Annotated in this window: 14 protein-coding genes; 11 read left to right on the forward strand and 3 right to left on the reverse strand. The window is 46.5% G+C overall.

All coding sequences use genetic code 11. The features are described from left to right. The first annotated feature begins 135 nt into the window (after positions 1-135). The 4 genes from FM037_RS23625 to FM037_RS23640 all read left to right on the forward strand — a co-directional run bounded on the left by FM037_RS23625 (position 136) and on the right by FM037_RS23640 (position 5,403). On the forward strand, positions 136-2,334 hold the full coding sequence (locus FM037_RS23625; protein ID WP_144048020.1) for a TonB-dependent receptor family protein: 2,199 nt from the start codon (positions 136-138) through the stop codon (positions 2,332-2,334). Between the two features lie 358 nt (positions 2,335-2,692). Continuing rightward, positions 2,693-3,862 (forward strand): porin, encoded by a 1,170-nt coding sequence (locus FM037_RS23630; protein WP_185977090.1) that lies wholly within the window; start codon positions 2,693-2,695, stop codon positions 3,860-3,862. Between the two features lie 121 nt (positions 3,863-3,983). Next, complete coding sequence (locus tag FM037_RS23635) at positions 3,984-4,514, forward strand: FMN-binding protein (protein WP_144048022.1); 531 nt, start codon at positions 3,984-3,986, stop codon at positions 4,512-4,514. Between the two features lie 61 nt (positions 4,515-4,575). Then, entirely contained in the window at positions 4,576-5,403 is an 828-nt protein-coding gene (locus tag FM037_RS23640) for a PepSY-associated TM helix domain-containing protein (protein WP_144048023.1), read from the forward strand. A 124-nt stretch (positions 5,404-5,527) separates the two neighbouring features. Here the strand turns inward: FM037_RS23640 and FM037_RS23645 are convergent, their stop codons facing one another. After that, on the reverse strand, positions 5,528-6,736 hold the full coding sequence (locus tag FM037_RS23645; protein WP_144048024.1) for a porin: 1,209 nt from the start codon (positions 6,734-6,736) through the stop codon (positions 5,528-5,530). Positions 6,737-7,055: 319 nt separating this feature from the next. Between FM037_RS23645 and FM037_RS23650 the strand changes: the two genes are divergently transcribed. The 6 genes from FM037_RS23650 to FM037_RS23675 all read left to right on the forward strand — a co-directional run bounded on the left by FM037_RS23650 (position 7,056) and on the right by FM037_RS23675 (position 14,980). Further along, positions 7,056-7,574: an Hcp family type VI secretion system effector gene (locus FM037_RS23650; protein WP_144048025.1), complete on the forward strand. Its 519-nt coding sequence runs from the start codon at positions 7,056-7,058 to the stop codon at positions 7,572-7,574. Positions 7,575-7,780: 206 nt separating this feature from the next. After that, the gene (locus tag FM037_RS23655) at positions 7,781-9,823 is read left to right on the forward strand and encodes a type VI secretion system Vgr family protein (RefSeq protein ID WP_144048026.1); all 2,043 of its coding nucleotides are present in this window, start codon (positions 7,781-7,783) and stop codon (positions 9,821-9,823) included. Continuing rightward, positions 9,823-10,623, forward strand: coding sequence for a DUF4123 domain-containing protein (locus FM037_RS23660; protein ID WP_185976890.1), 801 nt, complete (start codon positions 9,823-9,825; stop codon positions 10,621-10,623). The genes FM037_RS23655 and FM037_RS23660 overlap by 1 nt, the downstream gene beginning before the upstream one ends. Next, a complete protein-coding gene (locus FM037_RS23665) occupies positions 10,620-12,674 on the forward strand; it encodes a T6SS phospholipase effector Tle1-like catalytic domain-containing protein (RefSeq protein WP_185976891.1) in 2,055 nt (684 codons plus the stop codon). Before FM037_RS23660 ends, FM037_RS23665 begins: the two co-directional genes overlap by 4 nt. A 1-nt stretch (position 12,675) precedes the next feature. Then, the gene (locus tag FM037_RS23670) at positions 12,676-13,815 is read left to right on the forward strand and encodes a DUF2931 family protein (protein WP_144048029.1); all 1,140 of its coding nucleotides are present in this window, start codon (positions 12,676-12,678) and stop codon (positions 13,813-13,815) included. Next, positions 13,808-14,980 (forward strand): DUF2931 family protein, encoded by a 1,173-nt coding sequence (locus tag FM037_RS23675; RefSeq protein ID WP_185976892.1) that lies wholly within the window; start codon positions 13,808-13,810, stop codon positions 14,978-14,980. Before FM037_RS23670 ends, FM037_RS23675 begins: the two co-directional genes overlap by 8 nt. A 120-nt stretch (positions 14,981-15,100) precedes the next feature. On the opposite strand, the gene mrcB is transcribed toward FM037_RS23675, so the two are convergent. Next, positions 15,101-17,443, reverse strand: a complete 2,343-nt coding sequence (mrcB, locus tag FM037_RS23680; protein ID WP_144048031.1) for a penicillin-binding protein 1B — start codon at positions 17,441-17,443, stop codon at positions 15,101-15,103. A gap of 48 nt (positions 17,444-17,491) precedes the next feature. Next, complete coding sequence (gene hrpB, locus FM037_RS23685; RefSeq protein WP_144049104.1) at positions 17,492-20,122, reverse strand: ATP-dependent helicase HrpB; 2,631 nt, start codon at positions 20,120-20,122, stop codon at positions 17,492-17,494. A 175-nt stretch (positions 20,123-20,297) separates the two neighbouring features. Here hrpB and FM037_RS23690 point away from each other — a divergent pair, with 175 nt between their 5' ends. Continuing rightward, positions 20,298-20,906, forward strand: a complete 609-nt coding sequence (locus FM037_RS23690; RefSeq protein ID WP_144048032.1) for a 2'-5' RNA ligase family protein — start codon at positions 20,298-20,300, stop codon at positions 20,904-20,906. The last annotated feature ends 14 nt before the right edge of the window (positions 20,907-20,920 follow it).

Consider the following 20,920-nt stretch of genomic DNA (forward strand, 5'->3'; position numbering starts at 1 on the left):
GTAAACACAACCCAACTTAAGTTAATTTTAATACGCAGGCATTAAAATGCGCGAAGAAATGAGAATAACTCCCACTAAGATTACTAATATCAGTTAATCGGTGGTTTTTTTTCTGTATTGCGCAATGGAGTATTTATGCCGCAGCCTAAAACCTTGTCTTTGAGCCTAATTTCGACCGCTCTACTTACCGCCCTATCCGCTCCGGCTTTTGCACAAGAAGCCAAAGAAATTGCAACAATCGCGCCTATCGAGCAGATCAGTATCTTCGGTAAGAAGAACCCACTCAATACCGTACCGGGTAGCGCTCATCTCATCGATGAGGCCGAATTAGATGCCTTCAAGTATTCAGACATCATGCGTACACTCGCCAGCATACCGGGCGTGTATATACAGGAGGAAGACGGCTACGGTCTGAGACCCAATATAGGTATGCGCGGCACGGGGCAGAACCGCACCGAGAAGATCACCATAATGGAAGATGGGGTCCTAGCAGCTCCAGCGCCATACGCATCACCCGCCGCTTACTACTTCCCAACTTCTGGCAGAATGGAATCTATCGAGATCCTTAAAGGCAGCTCGACAGTTAAATACGGACCGCGTACCACAGGTGGAGTGATCAACCTTATTTCACGTCAGATCCCCGAAGAAGAGCTAGCCGGCAAGCTGGATGTGGCGGCTGGCCAGGATGGTTTCGGTAAGCTTCATGCCTATGCAGGCGGCCAAGGTGAACGTGTCGGCGGTGTGATAGACATCTATCGCTATCAGGCCGATGGCTTCAGAGATATCAATGGTGTCGGTGGCGATACCGGATTTAAGAAAAATGATGCCATGGCTAAGATAAGCATTCACTCGGCTGAAGATGCAAAATTTGACCAGGTGTTGGAAGTAAAGCTTAAGTATTCAGATGAAACCTCAAATGAGACCTATATGGGGCTCACAGATGAAGATTTTGCGGCTAATCCATATAGCCGCTACTCGGCATCACAAAAAGATGTGATGGAGACAGAACACACACAGATCCAGATTAACCACATCATAGACTTTAGCGATAACCTGACCTTAGGCACTACGGTTTACCATAACGACTTTAAGCGTAACTGGTATAAGACCAGTAAGATCGATGGAAAGAGCATCAGCGGTGACGGCACTCAAATTGCGGCAGATTTCGATAAAAACCCAACATCCGACGGTCTTGATGTCGACGTCAAAGCCAATAACCGAGCCTACATCTCCCAGGGGATTCAAACTGAGCTTAACTGGTACTTAGGCAATCACGATCTGTCTTTCGGCGCCCGTTACCACGAAGACGAGATGGATAGATACCAGTGGGTGGATACCTATTTTATGGGTTCCGATCAGGTCATGGTTATGACTGAAGCTGGCGTACCAGGTACAGATTCCAACCGCGTAGATAGCGCCGAAGCCTTAGCCCTATATGTTCAAGACAAGATCCAACTCGGAGACTTCAACATCACAGCCGGCGTTCGCTACGAAGATGTCACAACCAGACGCATCGACTGGGGCAAGACAAATCCAGGCCGTGATGGCGAGCCAGATACAGATATCAGTAACAGCTTTTCGGCCTGGTTGCCGTCACTTTCTGCTACTTACCAGATCAACAGCGAATGGCTAGTCTTAGCCGGCGTGCAGAAAGGCTTTGCACCTGCCGCTCCGGGTAACGCCGAACGCCAGGAAGAGGAAAGCTGGAATTATGAGGCTGGTGCACGTTATAACGCCGGTGCATTAACTTCTGAAGCCATCTTCTTCTACAGTGATTACAGCAACATGCACGGAGACTGCTCAGCTTCGAAAGGCTGTGATGATGACAGTATTGGCAATCAATACAACGGCGGTGAAGTCGATGTTAAAGGGCTCGAGTTTAGCTTGGCCTATAACTTCAACAACGAAGGTGACATTAATTTCCCGGTGAAACTCGCCTACACTTACACCAGTGCCGAATTTGCTAACAGCTTCGAATCGGATTTCGATCCATGGGGCAGAGTCGAGGAAGGCTACAAACTGCCTTACCTACCCGAAAATATGTTATTTGCATCGGCAGGCGTCAAAGCCGACAGCTGGGAGCTAACATTGGCGGCACGTTATACCGATGAGGTAAGAACCGTGGCGGGTCAAGGCGAGATAGCTCAAGAAAATCTTATCGAAGCCAAAACCATAGTCGACCTATCGGGACGTTATTTCATCTCTGACGCACAAGAGGTGTACCTAACCGCAGAAAACCTATTTGACACTGAGTATGTGACCACCAAGATCCACGGTTCAAACTTTGCGGGTAAGCCGATGACTGTCACAGTGGGTTACTCTTACAAATTTTAATCTAGATAGATAAGGCCATATCCAGCTGGTTTATATGGTTATACCTTAGATATTATTCTTATATGTGAATTTAGAGTGTCAATAACACCGATTTACCACTAAAGACGAATAAAATTTACACTTTAAAAAAGGTGAGCCATTGGCTCACCTTTTTTATTTCTTTTTCTTGCCATCATACTAATTTAAAAGAAAATATACCCTCCAGTAAGTTTTAACCCCTCATCTACACTATTTACTATTTCTTTACGTTTGTTGATCTTTATCAAAAACCAAATGATAATAGTTTGCATTATTGAAATCAGTTACATAGAATCGCCCCAAATTTAATAACCCTTTAATAACAACAGGGAAGAGAATGATGAAGAAGACCATAATTGCTAGCGCTTTGTTTGGCATTTTAGCCTCTCAGACTGCATTTGCATCTGATGAGACTCAAGAGCTACGTAAAGTCATTGAGCAACAACAGAAAGTACTGAAAGATCTTGAAAGACGCCTAGATGCAACCGAGCAGCGCGTCGAGAAGACAGCCGACGTAGTAGAAGCGACAGCAGAGTCAAAGAGTGCCACAACACTTGGTGGTTATGGTGAACTTCACTACAACAACATCACAGATAACCAGTCAGGCAAAGATAAGAAAGCGATAGACTTCCACCGTTTCGTGCTATTCGTCGGCCATGAGTTCAGCGAAAGCACACGTTTCTTCTCTGAATTAGAAGTTGAGCACTCAATTTCGGGTGAGGGCAAGAAAGGTGAAGTTGAGCTGGAGCAGGCTTACATCGAGCATGATTTCAACCAAATGCTAACCGGTAAAGCGGGTTTGTTCCTGATGCCAGTGGGTATCATCAACGAGACTCACGAGCCACCAGCATTCTACGGTGTTGAGCGTAACCCAGTTGAAAAAAATATTCTTCCTGCAACTTGGTGGGAAGCCGGTGCTGCCCTTAATGTTAAAGCAGCTCCAGGTCTTGCATTCGACGGTGCTATCACTTCAGGTCTATATGTTGATGAGACATATAGCATTCGCGGCGGACGTCAAAAAGTATCTAAGGCAAAAGCTGATGATCTGGCTTACACTGCACGCGTAAAATACACTGCGGTTCCAGGTCTAGAGCTTGCAGCTACCGCTCAGTACCAGTCAGATTTAACTCAGGGCGCTGGCGGTGTTGATACTGCTTCTGCAGTCATGCTTACTGCACACGCTATCTACAGCATTCAAGATTTTACAGTTAAAGCCCTTTATGCTCAGTGGGATATCGATGGCAAAGAAGCTGAAGCCTTAGGTCGTGACGATCAGAATGGTTGGTACATTGAACCAGCTTACCGCTTCAACGAAAGCTTCGGTATCTTCGCGCGTTACAACGAGTATGACAACAATGCCGGTAACAACGACGACACTAAGATCACTCAGACTAATGTCGGCGTGAACTACTGGTTACACGAAAACGTCGTGTTCAAGGCTGACTACGAGAAAGTTGGCGGCGCTAAAGATTCTGACGGCTTCAACCTAGGTGTAGGTTACCAGTTCTAAATAGTAGAACCAAGACAAGCACTCATTAGTCAATGAGCGCAATTATGAGTGCCCTTTATCGGGCACTCATCTATATTTTAACTAGTTTTAGTCATTTCCTTCTCTCGCATCCGAGTCTAATATGAAGTTAACCTCTCTTTGCCTCTTAGCTTTCTCATTCATTGTTAGCTTATCCTTCAGTCAATCGGCTCAAGCTCGCGGCGTTTATCAGGAACCAGATGACTTCATCAGCCAGGCCTTCAACGCCCCTACCCCCAAGGCAAAAGTCTTCTGGATAGACGATGAGGCACAGGATGTTATCGAAGAGATCCTGTCACATAGATTCAAGAAGATGCGCTTAAGGTATTGGCAACAAGAGTCTGAAACTGTTTGGATTTTAGAAGAGATAGGTAAAGAATCCCCCATCACCGTGGGTATTCATATTAAAGATCAGGCAATCGCCCAAACTAAGGTACTGGTTTACAGAGAGAGCCGAGGCGATGAAGTCAGGCATGATTTCTTTACTGATCAATTTAAATCCGCCAAACTAAAGGACGATCTAAAATTAAATCAGCACATAGATGGCATCACTGGTGCGACTCTGTCAGTCAGAGCCTTGACTAAACTGTCTCGCATCGCATTATGGTTAGATGCCCACGTCACCAAAAGTTAAGCTAAAAGTTTGGCTGTGATGCAGGAGGCTGGGCCAACGACAAACGATTAAGACAATAAGAATGACTCAAAAGCATCACAGTAATCGAAACAATAGTCAAAAACAGAAAAGCCACACCAAAAGGCTAGGAAAAAAGTTAGCCAAACAACTTCGCCCCTGGCATAGACGATTAGGCATTTTCTGTGCCCTGTTCATCATGCTAATGGCCATTACCGGCGTTGTTATCAACCATAGCAATCATCTATCCATAGATTCAGCTCCCGTGCAACAAGCCTGGCTATTGGACTATTATGGTATCACCCCACCAAACAAGCTTGTTATCTATCAGGCCCTGCCCCTCAGTCTTGCCAGCTCTGACAACTTAGTCTGGATACAACATCGGCTAGCCGTCGAAGCCGACTCACCCATTAAAGGCATGATAACTGTAGGCAAGATGATACTCGCCGTCGATTCGAATAATCTCTACATGGTGTCACAGGATGGCGAGCTTATGGAAAAACAAGATGCCTCCATGGGCTTACCCAGAGGCATAGAAGCCATAGGTTTCGATGGCCAAATTTGGCTAAAGACGCAAGGTGGCTACTTTATGGCAGATGATGACCTTATCGAATGGACCAAGGCCATGCCATTTGCACCAATCCTCTGGTCACAGGCCCTGGATACGCCAGCCGCTCAAGCTGAATCGGATACTATCTCTTTACTGGCCCGCTCGAGTCACCTCACCTGGGAACGTGTGATATTAGACATTCATAGCGGACGCTTCTTCGGCTCATTCGGCCCCTGGTTTATGGACCTGGTGGCACTCTCGTTGATCGTCATGGCGATATCGGGAATATATTTATGGGTACAAGGAAGGCCAAAAAAGAAGGCTCGAGTTTCTAGGTACTAGCGCCTAATTACTCGCACTTCTGAGACATTTTCCACATAAAAAATGCCGAAAATGTTCCCAACATTTTCGGCATATTTATATGCTTACAATCGCTTACTAGCTTGTCGATTCACAAGGTCAGTGTTTAAAGCGTGTATCTGATACCTACGGCTACGCCATCATCTTCCGAGATAGACATTTTCGCCTCTTGCTCCTTGTCTGCACTGGTAAAATCACTAAAATCTTTACGGGCTTCTACATACAGCACTGTGTTCACATCCCAAACGTAGTGCAAGCCAGCAACGACGAACTGACGCTTAAACACATCTTTAGGATCTGCACTATTTGGCTGAATAACGTAATCGCTACCCGCATCTAAGATGTTATAGGAGATAAATGGGCGTAGGCCATTATCAAACTTATATGAGAACAGAGATTCGATACCATAAGAGTCTTTAATTAGACGGCCTAGGTTATCGGTATCGTGATTTTCATTCTTGTTGAAGTTTGCGGCTGCATAGAAGCCCTGGTTATCGAAGCCTCCCCAGGTGGCGCCGACACCATAAATAAGATCGGTTGCAGTGATCATTTCACCGGTATTAAAAGCCACTTCAAACTCACCACGGTTAACACCAGCGGTTAACGTGAGCTTATCTGTAGCCAGATATGTGATAGCACCACCGTAAGTGTAATCATAATGAACCTCTTGTGACTCTTCATTAGCCTTCCAACGTTCTTCACAATCAGTGCTAAGGCCTTGTGTTGCCTCACAGGTATAAAAAATATCGTGTTTTAACTGAGCTTGAAGTGCGAAACTCACATCACCGAAACTATTACGGTATTGAACCACCTTATCACCGCGGCCTGTACCATTTATCGCACCATCGGCCTTATTATAGGTATAGACACCCGCCGCGTTACCGTCCCATACGAAACCATAGTTAGTGTTATAAACAACGTCGTACCAGGCGCCCCACTGTTTACCTATGCTTAAAGTACCGTACGTATCATGGCCAATACCGACATAACCAAGACGGTTATTTAAAAAGTCTCCGCTCTTAGACTCGAAGTTACTTTCACTGCTATAAACAATCTCACTGTTACCAAATGGGTTAACACCCCACTCCAGCTTAGTAAACGCTTTCCAACCATCACTCATTTCACGAGTGAAACCAAAGTTAATCCGTGACGCGCCGTTAACGACTTCTGTAGCGCCTTGAGTATTGATGACACGTGCGTCAATGAATCCACCAATCTCCACTGCGTTCTTGTCATCTTTATAAATTTCGATTGCCGCTACTGACGGGGCAAAAATAGCGGCCGATAACGCCGTTGCTAGTAAAGTTTTTCTCATGTAACGCCTAACCTTAGTGGTTTATTCCTCTATGGTTACAGAGATTAACAAAAGATCACCAATCACTCAAAGGTGTTTACCAGCTAAATACATGCCTCCTTCGTTTACCAGATAAGACTTAACATAAAAGCTGGGCCACTTATTGCCCGCTGGGCAAGATCTTGCTCAGCGCTGGGCCATATATTGCCCAGATAAAATATCATTTCCTATCTATGCTTTTTAATTCAATAGGTTACTTTATTGGCATAGTGTTTGCTCTTTATCAGGCCGTGGCCACAACAAATGAACTTAAAAATAATTTTTAACTTAAGGAATAACCATGCCAACTCCATGTTATATCTCCATCAAGGGTCAGACCCAAGGGCACATTACTGCAGGAGCTTTCACTGCCGATTCAGTCGGTGACATTTTCGTTGAAGGCCACGAAGATGAGATGCTGGTTCAGGAATTCGACCACATAGTCACAGTCCCGACAGATCCACAGTCGGGCCAGCCTTCGGGTCAACGCATTCACAAACCGTTCAAGTTTACCGTCGCCCTGAATAAAGCGGTGCCTCTGATGTATAACTCTCTGGCTTCGGGTGAAAAGATCTCAGAAGTTGAGCTTAAATGGTACCGCACCTCAGTGGAAGGCAAGCAAGAGCACTTCTTCAGCACTAAGCTTGAAGGTGCCACCATCATAGACATCCAATGCCATATGCCCCATTGCCAAGACAATGCGAAGTCTGATTTCACTCAGCTGCTAACCGTTTCTATGGCCTATCGCAAGATTGATTGGGACCATGTTACCGCCGGAACATCCGGTGCCGATGATTGGCGCAAACCGATCGAGGCTTAAGCCTTAGCTTAATACTAAGAATTTGCCTACAGACCTTCACCCTATGCCTGTAGGCAGATATGTCCTGTGCTTTTTTACTCCTTTTTAATGGCGCAAGGCAAAGATTTACCTGCTAATCAGTTTAACCCACAGGTAAATACGCTTCCCTCCCAGAACTGGTCCTTTTGGGAGGGGAGCACCCATCAAATTGCATATAGGATATTGCGATGTCACCAGTGGAAAATGGATTATGTTATCGGTTTAGCGCCGAAGGTGTGAGTGATGACAGTTTTAATGTATTGGCATTTGACTTTATTGAGGGCTTATCCTCACCATTCGAGGTTAAGTTAACCCTACTGAGTCGACTGGATAACCTTAGCCCAGTGTCGATTGTCGACCAGAATGGCTTATTAAGCTGGTATCAAGATGGCGAACTGAAACGTCAGGTTCACGGCATCGTCAGTCAGTTCAGTAAAGCCAACACTGGCCATCATCATACCCAATATCACATTACTCTAGTGCCAGCCCTATCCAGATTAACGCTGCGACAAAACAGCCGTATCTTCCAACAGAAAAGCGTGCTTGAAATTATTGCCACTGTGCTCACCGAGATGGGTATCAAGGATTACGCGTTCAGTTGTGAGGCCAGATTTGAGTCTGAAGTGCGAGAATATTGCGTCCAATACCGAGAAAACGATTTCAACTTTATCTCACGTTTAGCTGCTGAAGTGGGCCTATTCTATTATTTTCAGCACAGTGAAAAAGCGCATACCTTAGTCTTCAGCGACAATACAGATAAACAGTCAAAATTAGATACACCATTTCCCTACAACGCCACCAGTGGCGGCGCAACGGATGCTCCCTTTATCGGCTCATTTAGCTATCGCCACCAAATAAGACCCGCAAGTGTCACGCTCAAAGACAACAGCTTCAAGAAACCTCAATACAGCTTTCTACAGACCAGCACAGGAAAATCACTGGAGTACCAGCGGCCCGATTATGAACACTTCGACTATCCCGGTCGTTATAAGGACGATGAAACAGGTATTCCCATTACGAGAGTGCGCCAAGAATACCTGCGCCGTGATGCGCAGTTAGCTACAGGGCGCAGTAACATAATGCAGAGCATCAGTGGCTGCAAATTTGACTTAATGGGTCATAACGATACCGCACTCAATTGCGACTGGCTTTTCGTCACGGTTCAACATAGAGGCGAGCAAGGTGCTGCGGCGGAAGAGGCAAACACCCAGAGCGTCACCACATATAACAACGAATTTACCGTCATTCCAGGCAACGCACCATGGCAGGCGACACCTAAGTCTAAACCTCTGGTCACAGGTCCCCAGAGTGCGACTGTGGTTGGCCCCAAAGATGAAGAAATCTTCTGTGATGAATTTGGCCGGGTAAAAGTGCAGTTTCCCTGGGACAGATACGGTTTTAGCGATGACAAGTCCAGCTGTTGGGTACGTGTCAGCCAAGGTTGGTGCGGTGGACAATATGGCATGGTGGCCATCCCCAGAATAGGTCATGAAGTCATCATCAGTTTCTTAGAGGGCGACCCCGATCAGCCTATTATCACAGGCCGTACCTTTCATAGTATCAATCAGGTGCCTTACCCCCTGCCTGCAAACAAAACCCGCACCGTACTCAAAACCCAAACCCATAAGGGAGAAGGCAGTAACGAGTTGCGCTTCGAAGATGAAGCTGACAGGCAAGAAATATACCTCCATGCCCAGAAGGACATGAACACTCTGGTTGAAAATGACCTAAGCCAACATATCAAACACGATTTCCATCTGGATATAGAGAACGAGCGCTTTACCCGTATCAAGAATAATGACCACCTAACCGTCTCGGCAGACAGTCTCACTTTAGTGAAACAAGATGCCTGTGTGAATGTTGAAGGTAAGCAAAACAGCAAAGTCGGTAAAAAATCGATATTGGAAGTCGGCACCGAAGTTCATCTGAAAGCCGGCACGAAAATCGTTATCGAGGCCGGTGCCGAGTTGACGCTTAAAGCCGGTGGCAGTTTCCTCAAAATCGACCCTGCAGGCGTCCACTTGGTCGGCGCAGCCATTAATCTCAATTCAGGTGGCGGCGCGAGCGCAGGAAGTGATTATAGCGGCCAGTTGGCTGCCCTGCCTGGTAATGTCGAAGCGGCAGTCTTGCCCCCTCCCATGGGGAAAGTTGATTTAAGCGCATTACTTGTTGCCGATACTTTTTCTGCTCCCATGGTAAAAGTGTGCCCTCTATTAGGGGCTGACAAATAGTGTTAAAACAGTGGATTGAAAATCAGCAACAAGCGGTTTATCTTTTGGTTGACCTGTTATCACAACCTGAATTACTGCCGCTATTTTGTCGACTAGGTGGTGAGGACGCGCAGCCTTTATTTCAACAGGCGGAGTTTGAAGAGCATAAAGAGAAAGGTCCCTGGTTATTACCCTTGTCACAATTGATAAAAAAAGATCCGGATATTCTGACAGAATATCCTTCATTAAGAGGTGCTTGGTTAAGCAGCTCACATAGCCCCGAAGCAATATCCAAACATTTACAAAGTTTATTACTGGCTGTTTATGAAGGCGAGGCGGTACTTTTCCGCTATTACGATATCAATGTATTGGCGCCTTTTCTCTCCTCGTTGACATCTGTTAAACAAGAGGAGTTTATGGGGCCAATTCATCACCTTGCCATGGAGCATGACCAGCATTGGCTGAACTTTAGCAATAATCAAATCAGGGCATATGATGCATCCCGCGATGTCCCTTGGTGGTATCTCAGCCCCGAGCAATTAGCTTCCCAAAGTAATCTACCTAGGCATGTATATACCATCGAACGTCAATTATGGCAGCAGTTGCATCCGTTAATGTGCATGCAACCTATGAGAAAAGAGATCATTGAATCTGCAATCATCTCGGCAAAACAAGAGAACATGGATGAGTTCGATATCCCTATGTGGGCTGCTGCCCAGCTAGGGAAAAGTGTGAATTACTCACCCGAAGGGATAGTACTGGGTATGAAATTAAATCAGCAAGAGAGTCTGACTCTAGCAAGATGGATGGAAAGTGTATGAGTAATCAACATTGTATCGCTTGTGAACAGTCAGACCACTGGATTGAAATTGATATTCGCGATGAGAATAATCATCCTTTTCAAGGCATTAAGGCATTCATCACGGACAGTGGCGGCAATAGCCAAGAGGTAACCCTCACAGGTCGACCACAGCTGCTGAACAATCTCGCTCCAGGTATTGTCACCATTACACTAGACACAGAACCTTGGCTGACTGAATCCATGACTAGGAAGCCACGACTCGAAAGCGAAGATAATCAGGTTGTGAGCTATTCAGATCAAAAAAATGGCTTCAGTGATACGCCAAAAAACTACTTACATTTAACCAGCGGCGATCTTGTTACCGAGCCACCCAAAACACCACTTCCCGAGCGTCACCAAACAGGTAAAGGTGACAGCGGTGAATATGAACTCTTTACCAATAAATCTTATGTATTAGAAGTCAAAGCGTTTAATTGGCTTACCGTGCGCATGGGACTGTTCTTTGATGGCACGGGTAATAATACTGCCAATGCCCTGTGGGCAAGGGAAGTGCTCGAGAAAAATACTGCCGAATGGTTGGTTAGCTGTGGTGCTGATACCGTGGAAGAAGCAGAGGCCTTACAAGCGCTCTGCTCTAAACCCGTAGACCCGGAAATAGAAGGCAGCGCCGCTAATGAGCTTACCAATGTCTATAAACTTCAGCAGTTGTATGCAGTTACTAAAGCAAACAAAAAGGGAATTGAAAAAGCTATATACCTAACCAGTCTCTATATAAATGGCATAGGCACAGCCAATGAGGAGCCAGGCTCAGATGGCCCAGCAGAAGATGATATTCTCGGTAGTGGATTCGGACGTGGTGAGCGCGGGGTGGTAGCTCGTGTAGAAGAGGGATTGGAAACAATATGCAAACAAGTCGCAAAAGAGCTACAAGATCAAAACTTATCTACCTTTGATGGAATTGATAAAATTGAGTTCGATGTGTTCGGCTTCAGTCGTGGTGCGGCGGCCGCGCGACACTGTATCAATGAAATATTATTGGAACAAAAAGGCCTCTTCGTCGAGAACTTTTTAAAAGAAAAATACTCAATTGAACTCCATCCATTCTTTGATTGGCAAGATAGTGAATACTATGAGATTCACTTTGCCGGTTTGTTTGATACTGTTGCAGCCATAGCTTCACTCTGGGATGGCATGGATCCTCATGATGATGATAACGGTGAGGTCAAGTTGTGGTTAGACCCCAAACGAGTGAAGCAGGCGGTACACCTGATAGCTCATCACAAAGATGAATTTCGTTATAATTTCTCACTTAATCAATTGAATAATGCGAGTCAAAGCCCTAGTAGCCAGTTTGTGGAAATAACGCTGCCCGGGGTTCATTCTGATATCGGTGGTGGTTATTTTTCTCGACAATTTTTCAGTGGTGCGTTACAAAAATATGATAAACAGTATCTAGACACTAAGCGCGTGGCTGCATACAGTAGTTTTTTACGTACTAGACGAGACCAGAGTGACGACGAGGCAGCACGTAACAGTAATGCGTTTAAAAAGATTATTGATGAGTCCCAAAGACTCATAAAGGGTAATTGGTGCTCGTCTAGTCAGTTGACGATTAAATATGTTATTAGAAGCGGTCATCACAGTAGCAAACGAGCTGGGACGAGTCGGGACAGGATAAGCGTAGAGCTATTTATGTCACGAGTGATAGAGGGGGATTTATCTCGTTTGTCTTTACGCTTGATGGCCGGGCTTGCCGAGTTTAAGGGAGTGCTTTGGGATGATGAAGCTGGAGCCACCTGGGAAGAGCCAAATTACAAAGTTGTTGATTTTAATTCTGCCTTCGATGTTAATGGCCTCTCTTTTAGCCAGGTTTGTAAAGACACTTTAGTTCAGGCAAAGCAAGGGAAAATACTACCAGAACTGCTAAATCAAGAGTTTCATTTAGGCTTGAGACGACATTTTGTTCATTATAGCTCAGACTGTGATTTTATCAGTGGAACACCTATTATCCCAAATAAAGCCAATGAGAATTTTACACGTGTAAAACACCCCTGCAAACAAGGAACTTGATATGTCTGTTAGAAAGGTATGCTTGCTGGTTACTCTGACTGTTATCTTTTTGCTGAGCGCCTGCAAGAGCATCCCTAAGGAACTTACTCGTGATGAAGGCACTGTTTGGAGTATCGGGATCACCGCTCCCCTTTATTATGAAGTAGATATTGAACGAATCTGGGGGATCAATGACAGTCAGGATTGGACCAGTATTCTTCTTCCTCCCAATACTCATATCAGTGACTTGGACCAAGATAGAAAGTCCACACAAGCTGCTGGCTATGAATGGGACCCCTACATGCTTTCTCCAACTGTTTTTTATGCAAATGCACAGCAACCAGCACGAAAAATAACTCCCCCAGAGGAGATATTTATTGCCTGGTTGTCACTGGCGGAGGGGAAGTTTTATCGGTTAAATTACCGCCTGAGTGATGAATTACAACAACAAATGTTGATCCTTAACACTAAGACCATACCCGAACAGACTAGTTTCTGTGGAAGTAAGTTGATATTCGGACTGATTCCTGGTGGTGAAGTCAGCGTTTGGTTATCCAGTTACTGTGAATCTGAATACCGTTTCATAGATCGTGTTAAGACTTCGGGTCCGTTCGGTGTTCCCTTTGATCTTGCATATGAAGAGTTCTTTAAAGGGGCGGTTCAGCGTTATGACGAAAAAATGGCTGCTCAAAACGTACAGCTATTTCCTATCCCAGAAGATAAGCTGGCCTTGATGCGTAACTCCAATGCCAAACAAAAAAAATTGCCTCCCAAGCCGACACCAGCTCCAAAACTCACACATTGCTGGGCTGAAAAACCCTATAACCTCAAAGTGAAGCTTGAAATAGGCTCGCCGCAACATCAGCTATCAAGGCGTATTTGGAATAATGCCTATGACTTTGCGGTAAAAGTACGTTACCTAGATACGGGTATTCATCTAGCCTGGCAAGAAGCCGAAGAGAAAGGATTCAATGCCCAGCAAAGAGAGTTATGGGTGCTTGCCAGATTGAGTGCTCAAGGCCAAGTAGCAGCGACTCAGATTGCAAAGGGGCTAGAACTCAATTCGGCTGAAGTGAAGCAAGTACAAAGCTGGGCCGATGATTTTTGTCGCGCAGATAGTAAATTATCTAGTTCGAGTCAGAATGAAACTAATCTTGAATAAAGCATCTTTTCTTAGGGATAGGCAGCAGAAGCTAAAGCAAGTCATCATGGCTCTACTATCGCTAGTATTTTGTCAGGCTTGTGCTGGAGAAAAAGCTTATATTGATTTAAAAGACGGACATACTTGGAGCATTTATGCCACCGCCCCATTTTATTATGATGTTTATGTAGAGCAAGTGAATACATATAACGACAATTTAGGTTGGGCAACATCTCATACTAGGCTCAATCGCTCTTATAATGCTCGGGCAGAGAGAATTAAGGAAGCTAAATTCTCACACTGGACATTTGACCCTTTTAGTTTGGAGCTATACGGCAATTATGTGAATAGCGCACAAACTATTTCCCCAAAAGTGAATGCGCCTGAGCAGGTATTTATTGCTTGGCTGTCGTTAGCTGAGGGGAAATATTATCAGCTGGACTATTTTTTAAGTCCGGAGTTGCGGCAAACAATGCTGCATAATCTGTTATATAAAGACAAAGATGGCCTCGGCTGCGGCAGTATTTTGTTATTTGGCTTCATTCCAGGGGGTGAAGCAAATGTTTGGCTGGGCGCTTGTGGAAAATACACTTTTATTGAACGAGTTAAAGCACAGATGGGCCCTTCTAATGAGAGTTACTTTGGTAAAGGATATCAAAGCCGTTTATATCCAGGATTAATCCGTCGCCAAAAAGAAAGCGCTGAGGCCGATGGCATCACCCTGTTTCCTATTCCTCCTGAGCGCTTAGAGCATATGCGTAATAGTAATACTGCGCCCGGTTCCCCAGTGTTATTAACTAAAAAGTCCCTTCCCAAACTCACACATTGCTGGGCTGAAAAACCCTATAACCTCAAAGTGAAACTTGAAATAGGATCGCCGCAACATCAGTTATCAAGGCGTATTTGGAATAATGCCTATGACTTCGCGGTAAAAGTCCGTTACCTAGATACGGGTATTCATCTAGCCTGGCAAGAAGCCGAAGAGAAAGGATTCAATGACCAGCAAAGAGAATTATGGGTTCTTGCCAGATTGAGTGCTCAAGGACAAGTGCCTGCGACTCAGATTGCAAAGGGGCTCGAACTCAATTCGGTTGAAGTGAAGCAAGTACAGACTTGGGCCGATGATTTTTGTCGCGCAGATAGTAAATTATTGAGTTCGAGTCAGAATGAAACTAACCTCGAATGAAGCCAACTCCAATCAAAGAAGATACTTAAAGGGCTTGTGATTCAACAAGCCCTTCTCATGACTATTCGCTAGCAACTAGCTAGGATTCACTAGCCCACTAGCGACTCTTCACTAACGGCACTAACCACCTGTGAATTTCTGCCACCAGGATAATGGCTCGCCACAGTTTTTCGCCGGATGATAACTACCACTCAAGGCTGGCAACGCTATGGTGTTTTCACAACCCGCTTCCATCGCTTTACCGGTTAAACGATCGAAGTGGCCATTAACCACGCCATTGATGGGGGTGCGCCTTAGGCTGATAGGAGGACGATTGTTGAGGAAGTCTTGGTAGACGGCCATGGCGCCGCTACTGCCGTAGAGCCCGGTCTTACCATTATCGTCGCGGCCAACCCAGATTGCGGCGACGTTACGTTCATCGAAACCGGCAAACCAAGAGTCACGGGAGTCGTTACTGGTGCCAGTCTTACCCGCAAGGCTAATGCCAGGGAACGCCTTACCTAAACGAGTCGCAGTGCCAGATTGAACCACTTGAGTCATGGCATATTGCACCAAGAAATCTGTTGCAGGGTCTATCGCCTGACTCTGAGGAATACGTGATACAGGCAGTGGATTATTGTCCTTGTCTAACACGGCCGTGATAGACGATAGTCGACGATAGCGTCCGTTATCGGCAATGGTTTGATAGACCTGAGCCACCATCAAGGGTGAGCCACTAACCGCTCCCAGCAGCATAGAAGGATACTCAGAGATTTTCTCCCTCCAGCCCGCCTTGTCTAAAGTCGTGGCCACACTACTGACTCCGATAGCCATGCCCAAGTTCACCGTGGGCACATTCATCGACTTCTTGAAGCCTGTGAGCAGGGGCACCTTACCACTAAACTTCCTGGTCACATTCTGTGGAGACCAGGTCTTACCATGACCATTTTTCAAGGTGATGGGCTGGTCTTTCAGTGGCGTCGCTAAATTATACTTATCGGCTTGCTTGAGCGCAGTCGCATAGACAAAAGGTTTTATCAGGGAGCCTATGGGACGACGTATTTCAACGGCGCGGTTATAGCCCTTGTAGCCCGGAGATTTATCTCCCACCATGGCAGCAATACCTGCAGTGGCCTTATCTGTCAGCACCATGCCTACTTGGAGCTGCTTATCATTCTTACCCAGTCGAGCCATCACCTTCTTAACCGACTTTTCGGCCGCTTCCTGGGCCATAGGATCGAGTGTGGTGTAAACCTTAATCCCCGACTGCTTGAGTAAGGTATCTCCGAAGCGTCTCGCCAGTTCATGTTTCACCACGGCAAAGAAGGCGGGTAACTTTTGATGTACAGGTCTATCTGACTTTCTCAAGCCCAGAGGAGACTCGGCGGCGGCCTTGTATTGGGCTACTGAGATCTTTTCCCCTTCCATCAAGAGTCTAAGCACTAGATCACGTCGCTCCTGAGCACGCTCGGGATAACGCCAGGGATTGTAGTAAGAAGGCCCCTTAATCACGGCGACTAAAAAGGCTTGTTGAGACAGAGTCAATTCGGCGATAGGTCGACCAAAATAGAACTGCGACGCCAGCCCCATACCGTGTACGCCACGAGCCTTATCTTGACCCATATACACTTCATTGAGATACGCTTCTAGGATTTCATCTTTGCCGTAACGAAAATCAATGATCAAGGCCATCAAGGCTTCACGGGCCTTACGCACCAGTGAACGTTCGCTCGACAGGAAGAAGTTTTTGGCCAGCTGCTGAGTCAGTGTCGAGCCCCCCTGTACCGTTCTTCCCGCGCTGATGTTGACCATCAAGGCGCGAACGATAGCGAAAGGATTCACGCCATAGTGTTCATAGAAGCTTCTATCTTCGACCAGAATGAGGGCCTCTATAATCGATGACGGCATCTTATCGGCTTTCACAAACACCCTATCTTCGCCATCACCTGTGATGATTCGATCCAGTAATACCGGCTCGAGATGGAAAACAGCCAATTGACGATGATCTTGGGAGCGGGAAACAGCACTCACACCTTGAGAATCGAAGGTGATCATCACCCTCTGTTCCGCCTGATCCCCTTGAGGATGCAGAAAAGGCCTACGCCAAAGATCGACTCTGGTTCTGGATGCAGAAAACTCACCGACCTGTCTGGGGTTGGCGACCTTACGATAACCGAGTAACTTAAGCTCTGAAATTAATTGGCCATGACTGACTGCGGCGCCGGGATAAAGGGCCATGGAACGACTGAATACCTGAGCGGGAAGGTGCCATTTCTGCCCTTCAAATTTTCGCGCTATGATTTGATCCAGATAGATGCTGTAAATAGACACAGCTGCGATGACAATAACGCCAAGCTTCCAGCCAATAGACCAGACTTTGCGGCTCCAGCCAGAGGATACTTTTCTAGCCGAAGATTTTTTACGCGGCTTAGCTTTAGACGGTGCTTTCTTGGCACCTTGTTTAGATACAGCTTTCTTTGTCATCTTTATTCCGAAAAAAGGTTTCGGCTCCCGGGAACTAAGCCCTGGGAACTAGCTATCATTTCTACTTAATGTCTTTTTCTTGGTAAAACGGGTCGGTAAGGTATTGGCTGGATCATCTGGCCATAGATGCTTGGGATACCTGCCTTTCATCTCTTTCTTTACTTCAACATATGGACCCTGCCAGAAGCTGGCAAGATCGGCAGTTAAGGCTAAAGGTCTGCGCGCTGGAGAGAGTAGCTCCATGGTCACCGTTAGCTTGCCATTAGCTAAAATAGGACTCTGAGCCATGCCTAATGCTTCTTGCAATCTGACACTGAGCCTGGCCCTGCCCGCATCATCATAGGTGATGGCCGCTCGGGTCCCAGTTGCCATGGGCCAATGGCAGGGAAAAAGCTTGTCGAGGCGCTGCTGCTTGTCCCACTCAAACAGATTAAGCAGCTGAGTATAACAGCCAAGTGCCCGCAGTTGTGACAAGCTTCTTACATCATTAATGTAAGGCCCCAGCCAATCCTCCAAGGTATCTAAGAGATGTTGTTCACCGATATCCGGCCAGCCAGTATCCGTATCTAGCTCAGACGCTAGCTTAGCTCTACATTGAAGCTGTAATGCCTTTGGGTTAAAATCAAGTAATTCCAACCCCTTACTTCGTATCTGTTCAAATATGGCTGCTTTTATCTGCTCAGGTGCAGGCTTGTTCGATGCCGCCTTACTCAAGACGATTTGACCGATCCTCTGTCGACTCTCGGCAAAGAATCGTCCTTTCGCCTCATCCCAACCACAATAATCTTGGCTCTTGACCAGAAAAGATAATCGCTTCTTAAACAAATCTTCATCTATCTCGGCCGCCAAATAGACTCTGCCACTGGTGCGTCCCTCACTCTCCTGAAAATCTGCCACCACCAACCAATTGGCCCGGGCTAAAGGATCATGCTCCGGAAGAGTGACCCCGGTACCATTCGCCAACTGATAGCCAGACACACCTCGGCTCTTGGCTATACGATCCGGAAAAGCCAACGCTAATAACAGGGCGATATCACCAGAACCCACAGATGAGACGAGCCGAGACAGGTCGATATTAACCTTGAGTTTTTTCATCCAGGTACGTACCTGTTTACCGGCTTCCCCCTGGATTGCCTCTCTGAGGTAGTGACTGATATCGACGCCATGTCGACCCAGAGAGCGGGACTCTAAAATCCCGGCGAGTAAACAAGCCAAGCCCACCAGATGATCATCCCCTTGGCTCTGTGAGAGCGTCTTTGCCTTAAGTAACATATGCGCCAGCCTTGGATGACAGCCCAGCTGATAAGCTTGACTACCATGGCGAGTTAGCTTTCTCTGTGCATCGACCAGCTCTAATAAGGCCAGTAACTGCCAGGCCACTGTCTCATTGGCTTTCGAAGGCTGAGTCAGCAGAGGCAATTCATTAAGCGCCTTCACTCCCCAACAAGCGGCATCCAGTGACATGGGAATCAGATCGCTGTGTAAAATTTCCGGCTCATCCGCCTTAATCAGTCGCCCTTGCTCCTCTTGACTCCAGAGCCGCAGACAATAACCGGCAGAAAGACGCCCCGCGCGCCCAGCACGCTGGGCCGCAGATGCCTGACTGATGCGTTTGAGTGTCAGGCGCGTCACCCCGGTTTTAGGGTTAAAGCTGGCATGACGCTTATAACCGGAATCAACCACCATAGTGATGCCGTCAATGGTCAGACTCGACTCGGCGACATTGGTAGACAAGACGATTTTACGCTTACCATCTGTGGCTGGAGCGATTGCCCTGTCTTGGGCTTTAGCCGGCAGACTGCCATAGAGTGGGCAGAGAGAAAATAAATTAAGATCCAAACGCTGAGATAAATAATCATGTAAGCGCATGATCTCCCCCTGACCGGGAAGAAAGGCGAGCAGTGAACCAGAAGAATCGATATCTCTCGCTACACTGGCATCTAAGCTAGCAAGATGCTTATCATCGCCATTGAGCAAGTCGACGATGCATTTCCCCATGTGTTCTAACCAAATTTGGGTGCGATTTTGGTAAGGGTTGGCCCCTTGAGTCCGCCCCTTAGATTCTGCCAGGCTTCGATAACCTAGCTCGACGGGAAAACTGCGGCCCTCACTCTGTAACGAACAAGCATCTGGCATCAGAGTCGACAGTGGAAGGCCTGCAAGCGTAGCTGACATGGCCAAGATTTTAAGGTCTTCTCGAAATGATCCCTGGATCTCCAGCGCCAATGCCAAGCCAAGGTCGGTCGTGAGATGACGTTCATGAATTTCATCGAAGATAATGAGATCAATTCCAGTTAACTCGGGATCTTGCTGGATCATGCGAGTCAAAATACCTTCGGTGACGATCTCTAACCGGGTCGAATCACCGCAACGAGACTCGCCCCTCACTCTATAACCAACCTCCCCACCTATCTGAGTGCCTCGCTGACTGGCAATATAATGCGCCACACTCCTTGCCGCCACGCGCCTAGGTTCAAGCATCAATATTTTGCCTTTCAGCTCACTCCAATCTAGCATAGCTAGCGGTAATGCCGTCGATTTACCGGCACCGGTGGGCGCTTCCAGAATAACTTGATTTGTGGCACGAAAAGCCTCTCTTAAGGGCGAGAGCAGCTGGTGTATGGGTAACTGATTCAAGGGAAGTGAGGTCTCTATGGCTGATGGCGACCCAGTGTACATGATTGCTGGTGGGATGGCATATGCCCTAGCCTCTTTCAGGCTCTGAACTATGACTCGACCCATGATTAAATACTTTAAAAATACATGTATAAATAAAAACTTAGCCTGTACAGTTATTTCCACGCCATAATATAAAGAAGAGCTATTTCCCTTAGCCATAGTTAAAGGAAGTAATATGCAGCGACTATTTTTAGGCATCTCGCCAACAAAGCAGCAAGTTAATCAACTCAGCGATATTCAGTCTCAACTGAGTGCAGCAGGTCACAAAGGTTATGGTCGCCCGGTCAATCGAAACAATTTTCATATGACCCTCGCCTTTCTCGGTCAAACCGATAATGACTCTCTTGCCCGGTTAATTAAGGCTATCGATGTCATGGCTTGCACCGGTGGCTGGACTAAATTTAGCATCACCTTAGACAAATTAACCTTGTGGCGTAAGCCTCAGGTGCTGTGCTTATCCGCGCCTTCCTTGACTCAGGTATCACTCAATCCTGAGTTGTACTGTGCCGTTGAGCGTTGTCAGCAGATTATTGATGCGATACAGTCAAAATCGCCACCCACCAGTTCGACAGAAAATGGCGCCAAGCAGCTAACTAAACCCCATCTGCATTTCACTCCCCACATCACCTTGCTCAGGAAAGCCAAGTTGTTGCCCAAACAAACTCTGATGCAGATGGGTTTAGCTTCGATCACGCTAACCCCAAGTCAGATGCATTTATATCAATCAGTCAGTGGCGAACGTGGTGTCGAATACCATATTTTACATTCCTGGCCATTAGTCTGAACACGCTAAGCTTT

The sequence above is a fragment of the Shewanella psychropiezotolerans genome (assembly GCF_007197555.1).
Lineage (GTDB): Bacteria > Pseudomonadota > Gammaproteobacteria > Enterobacterales > Shewanellaceae > Shewanella > Shewanella psychropiezotolerans.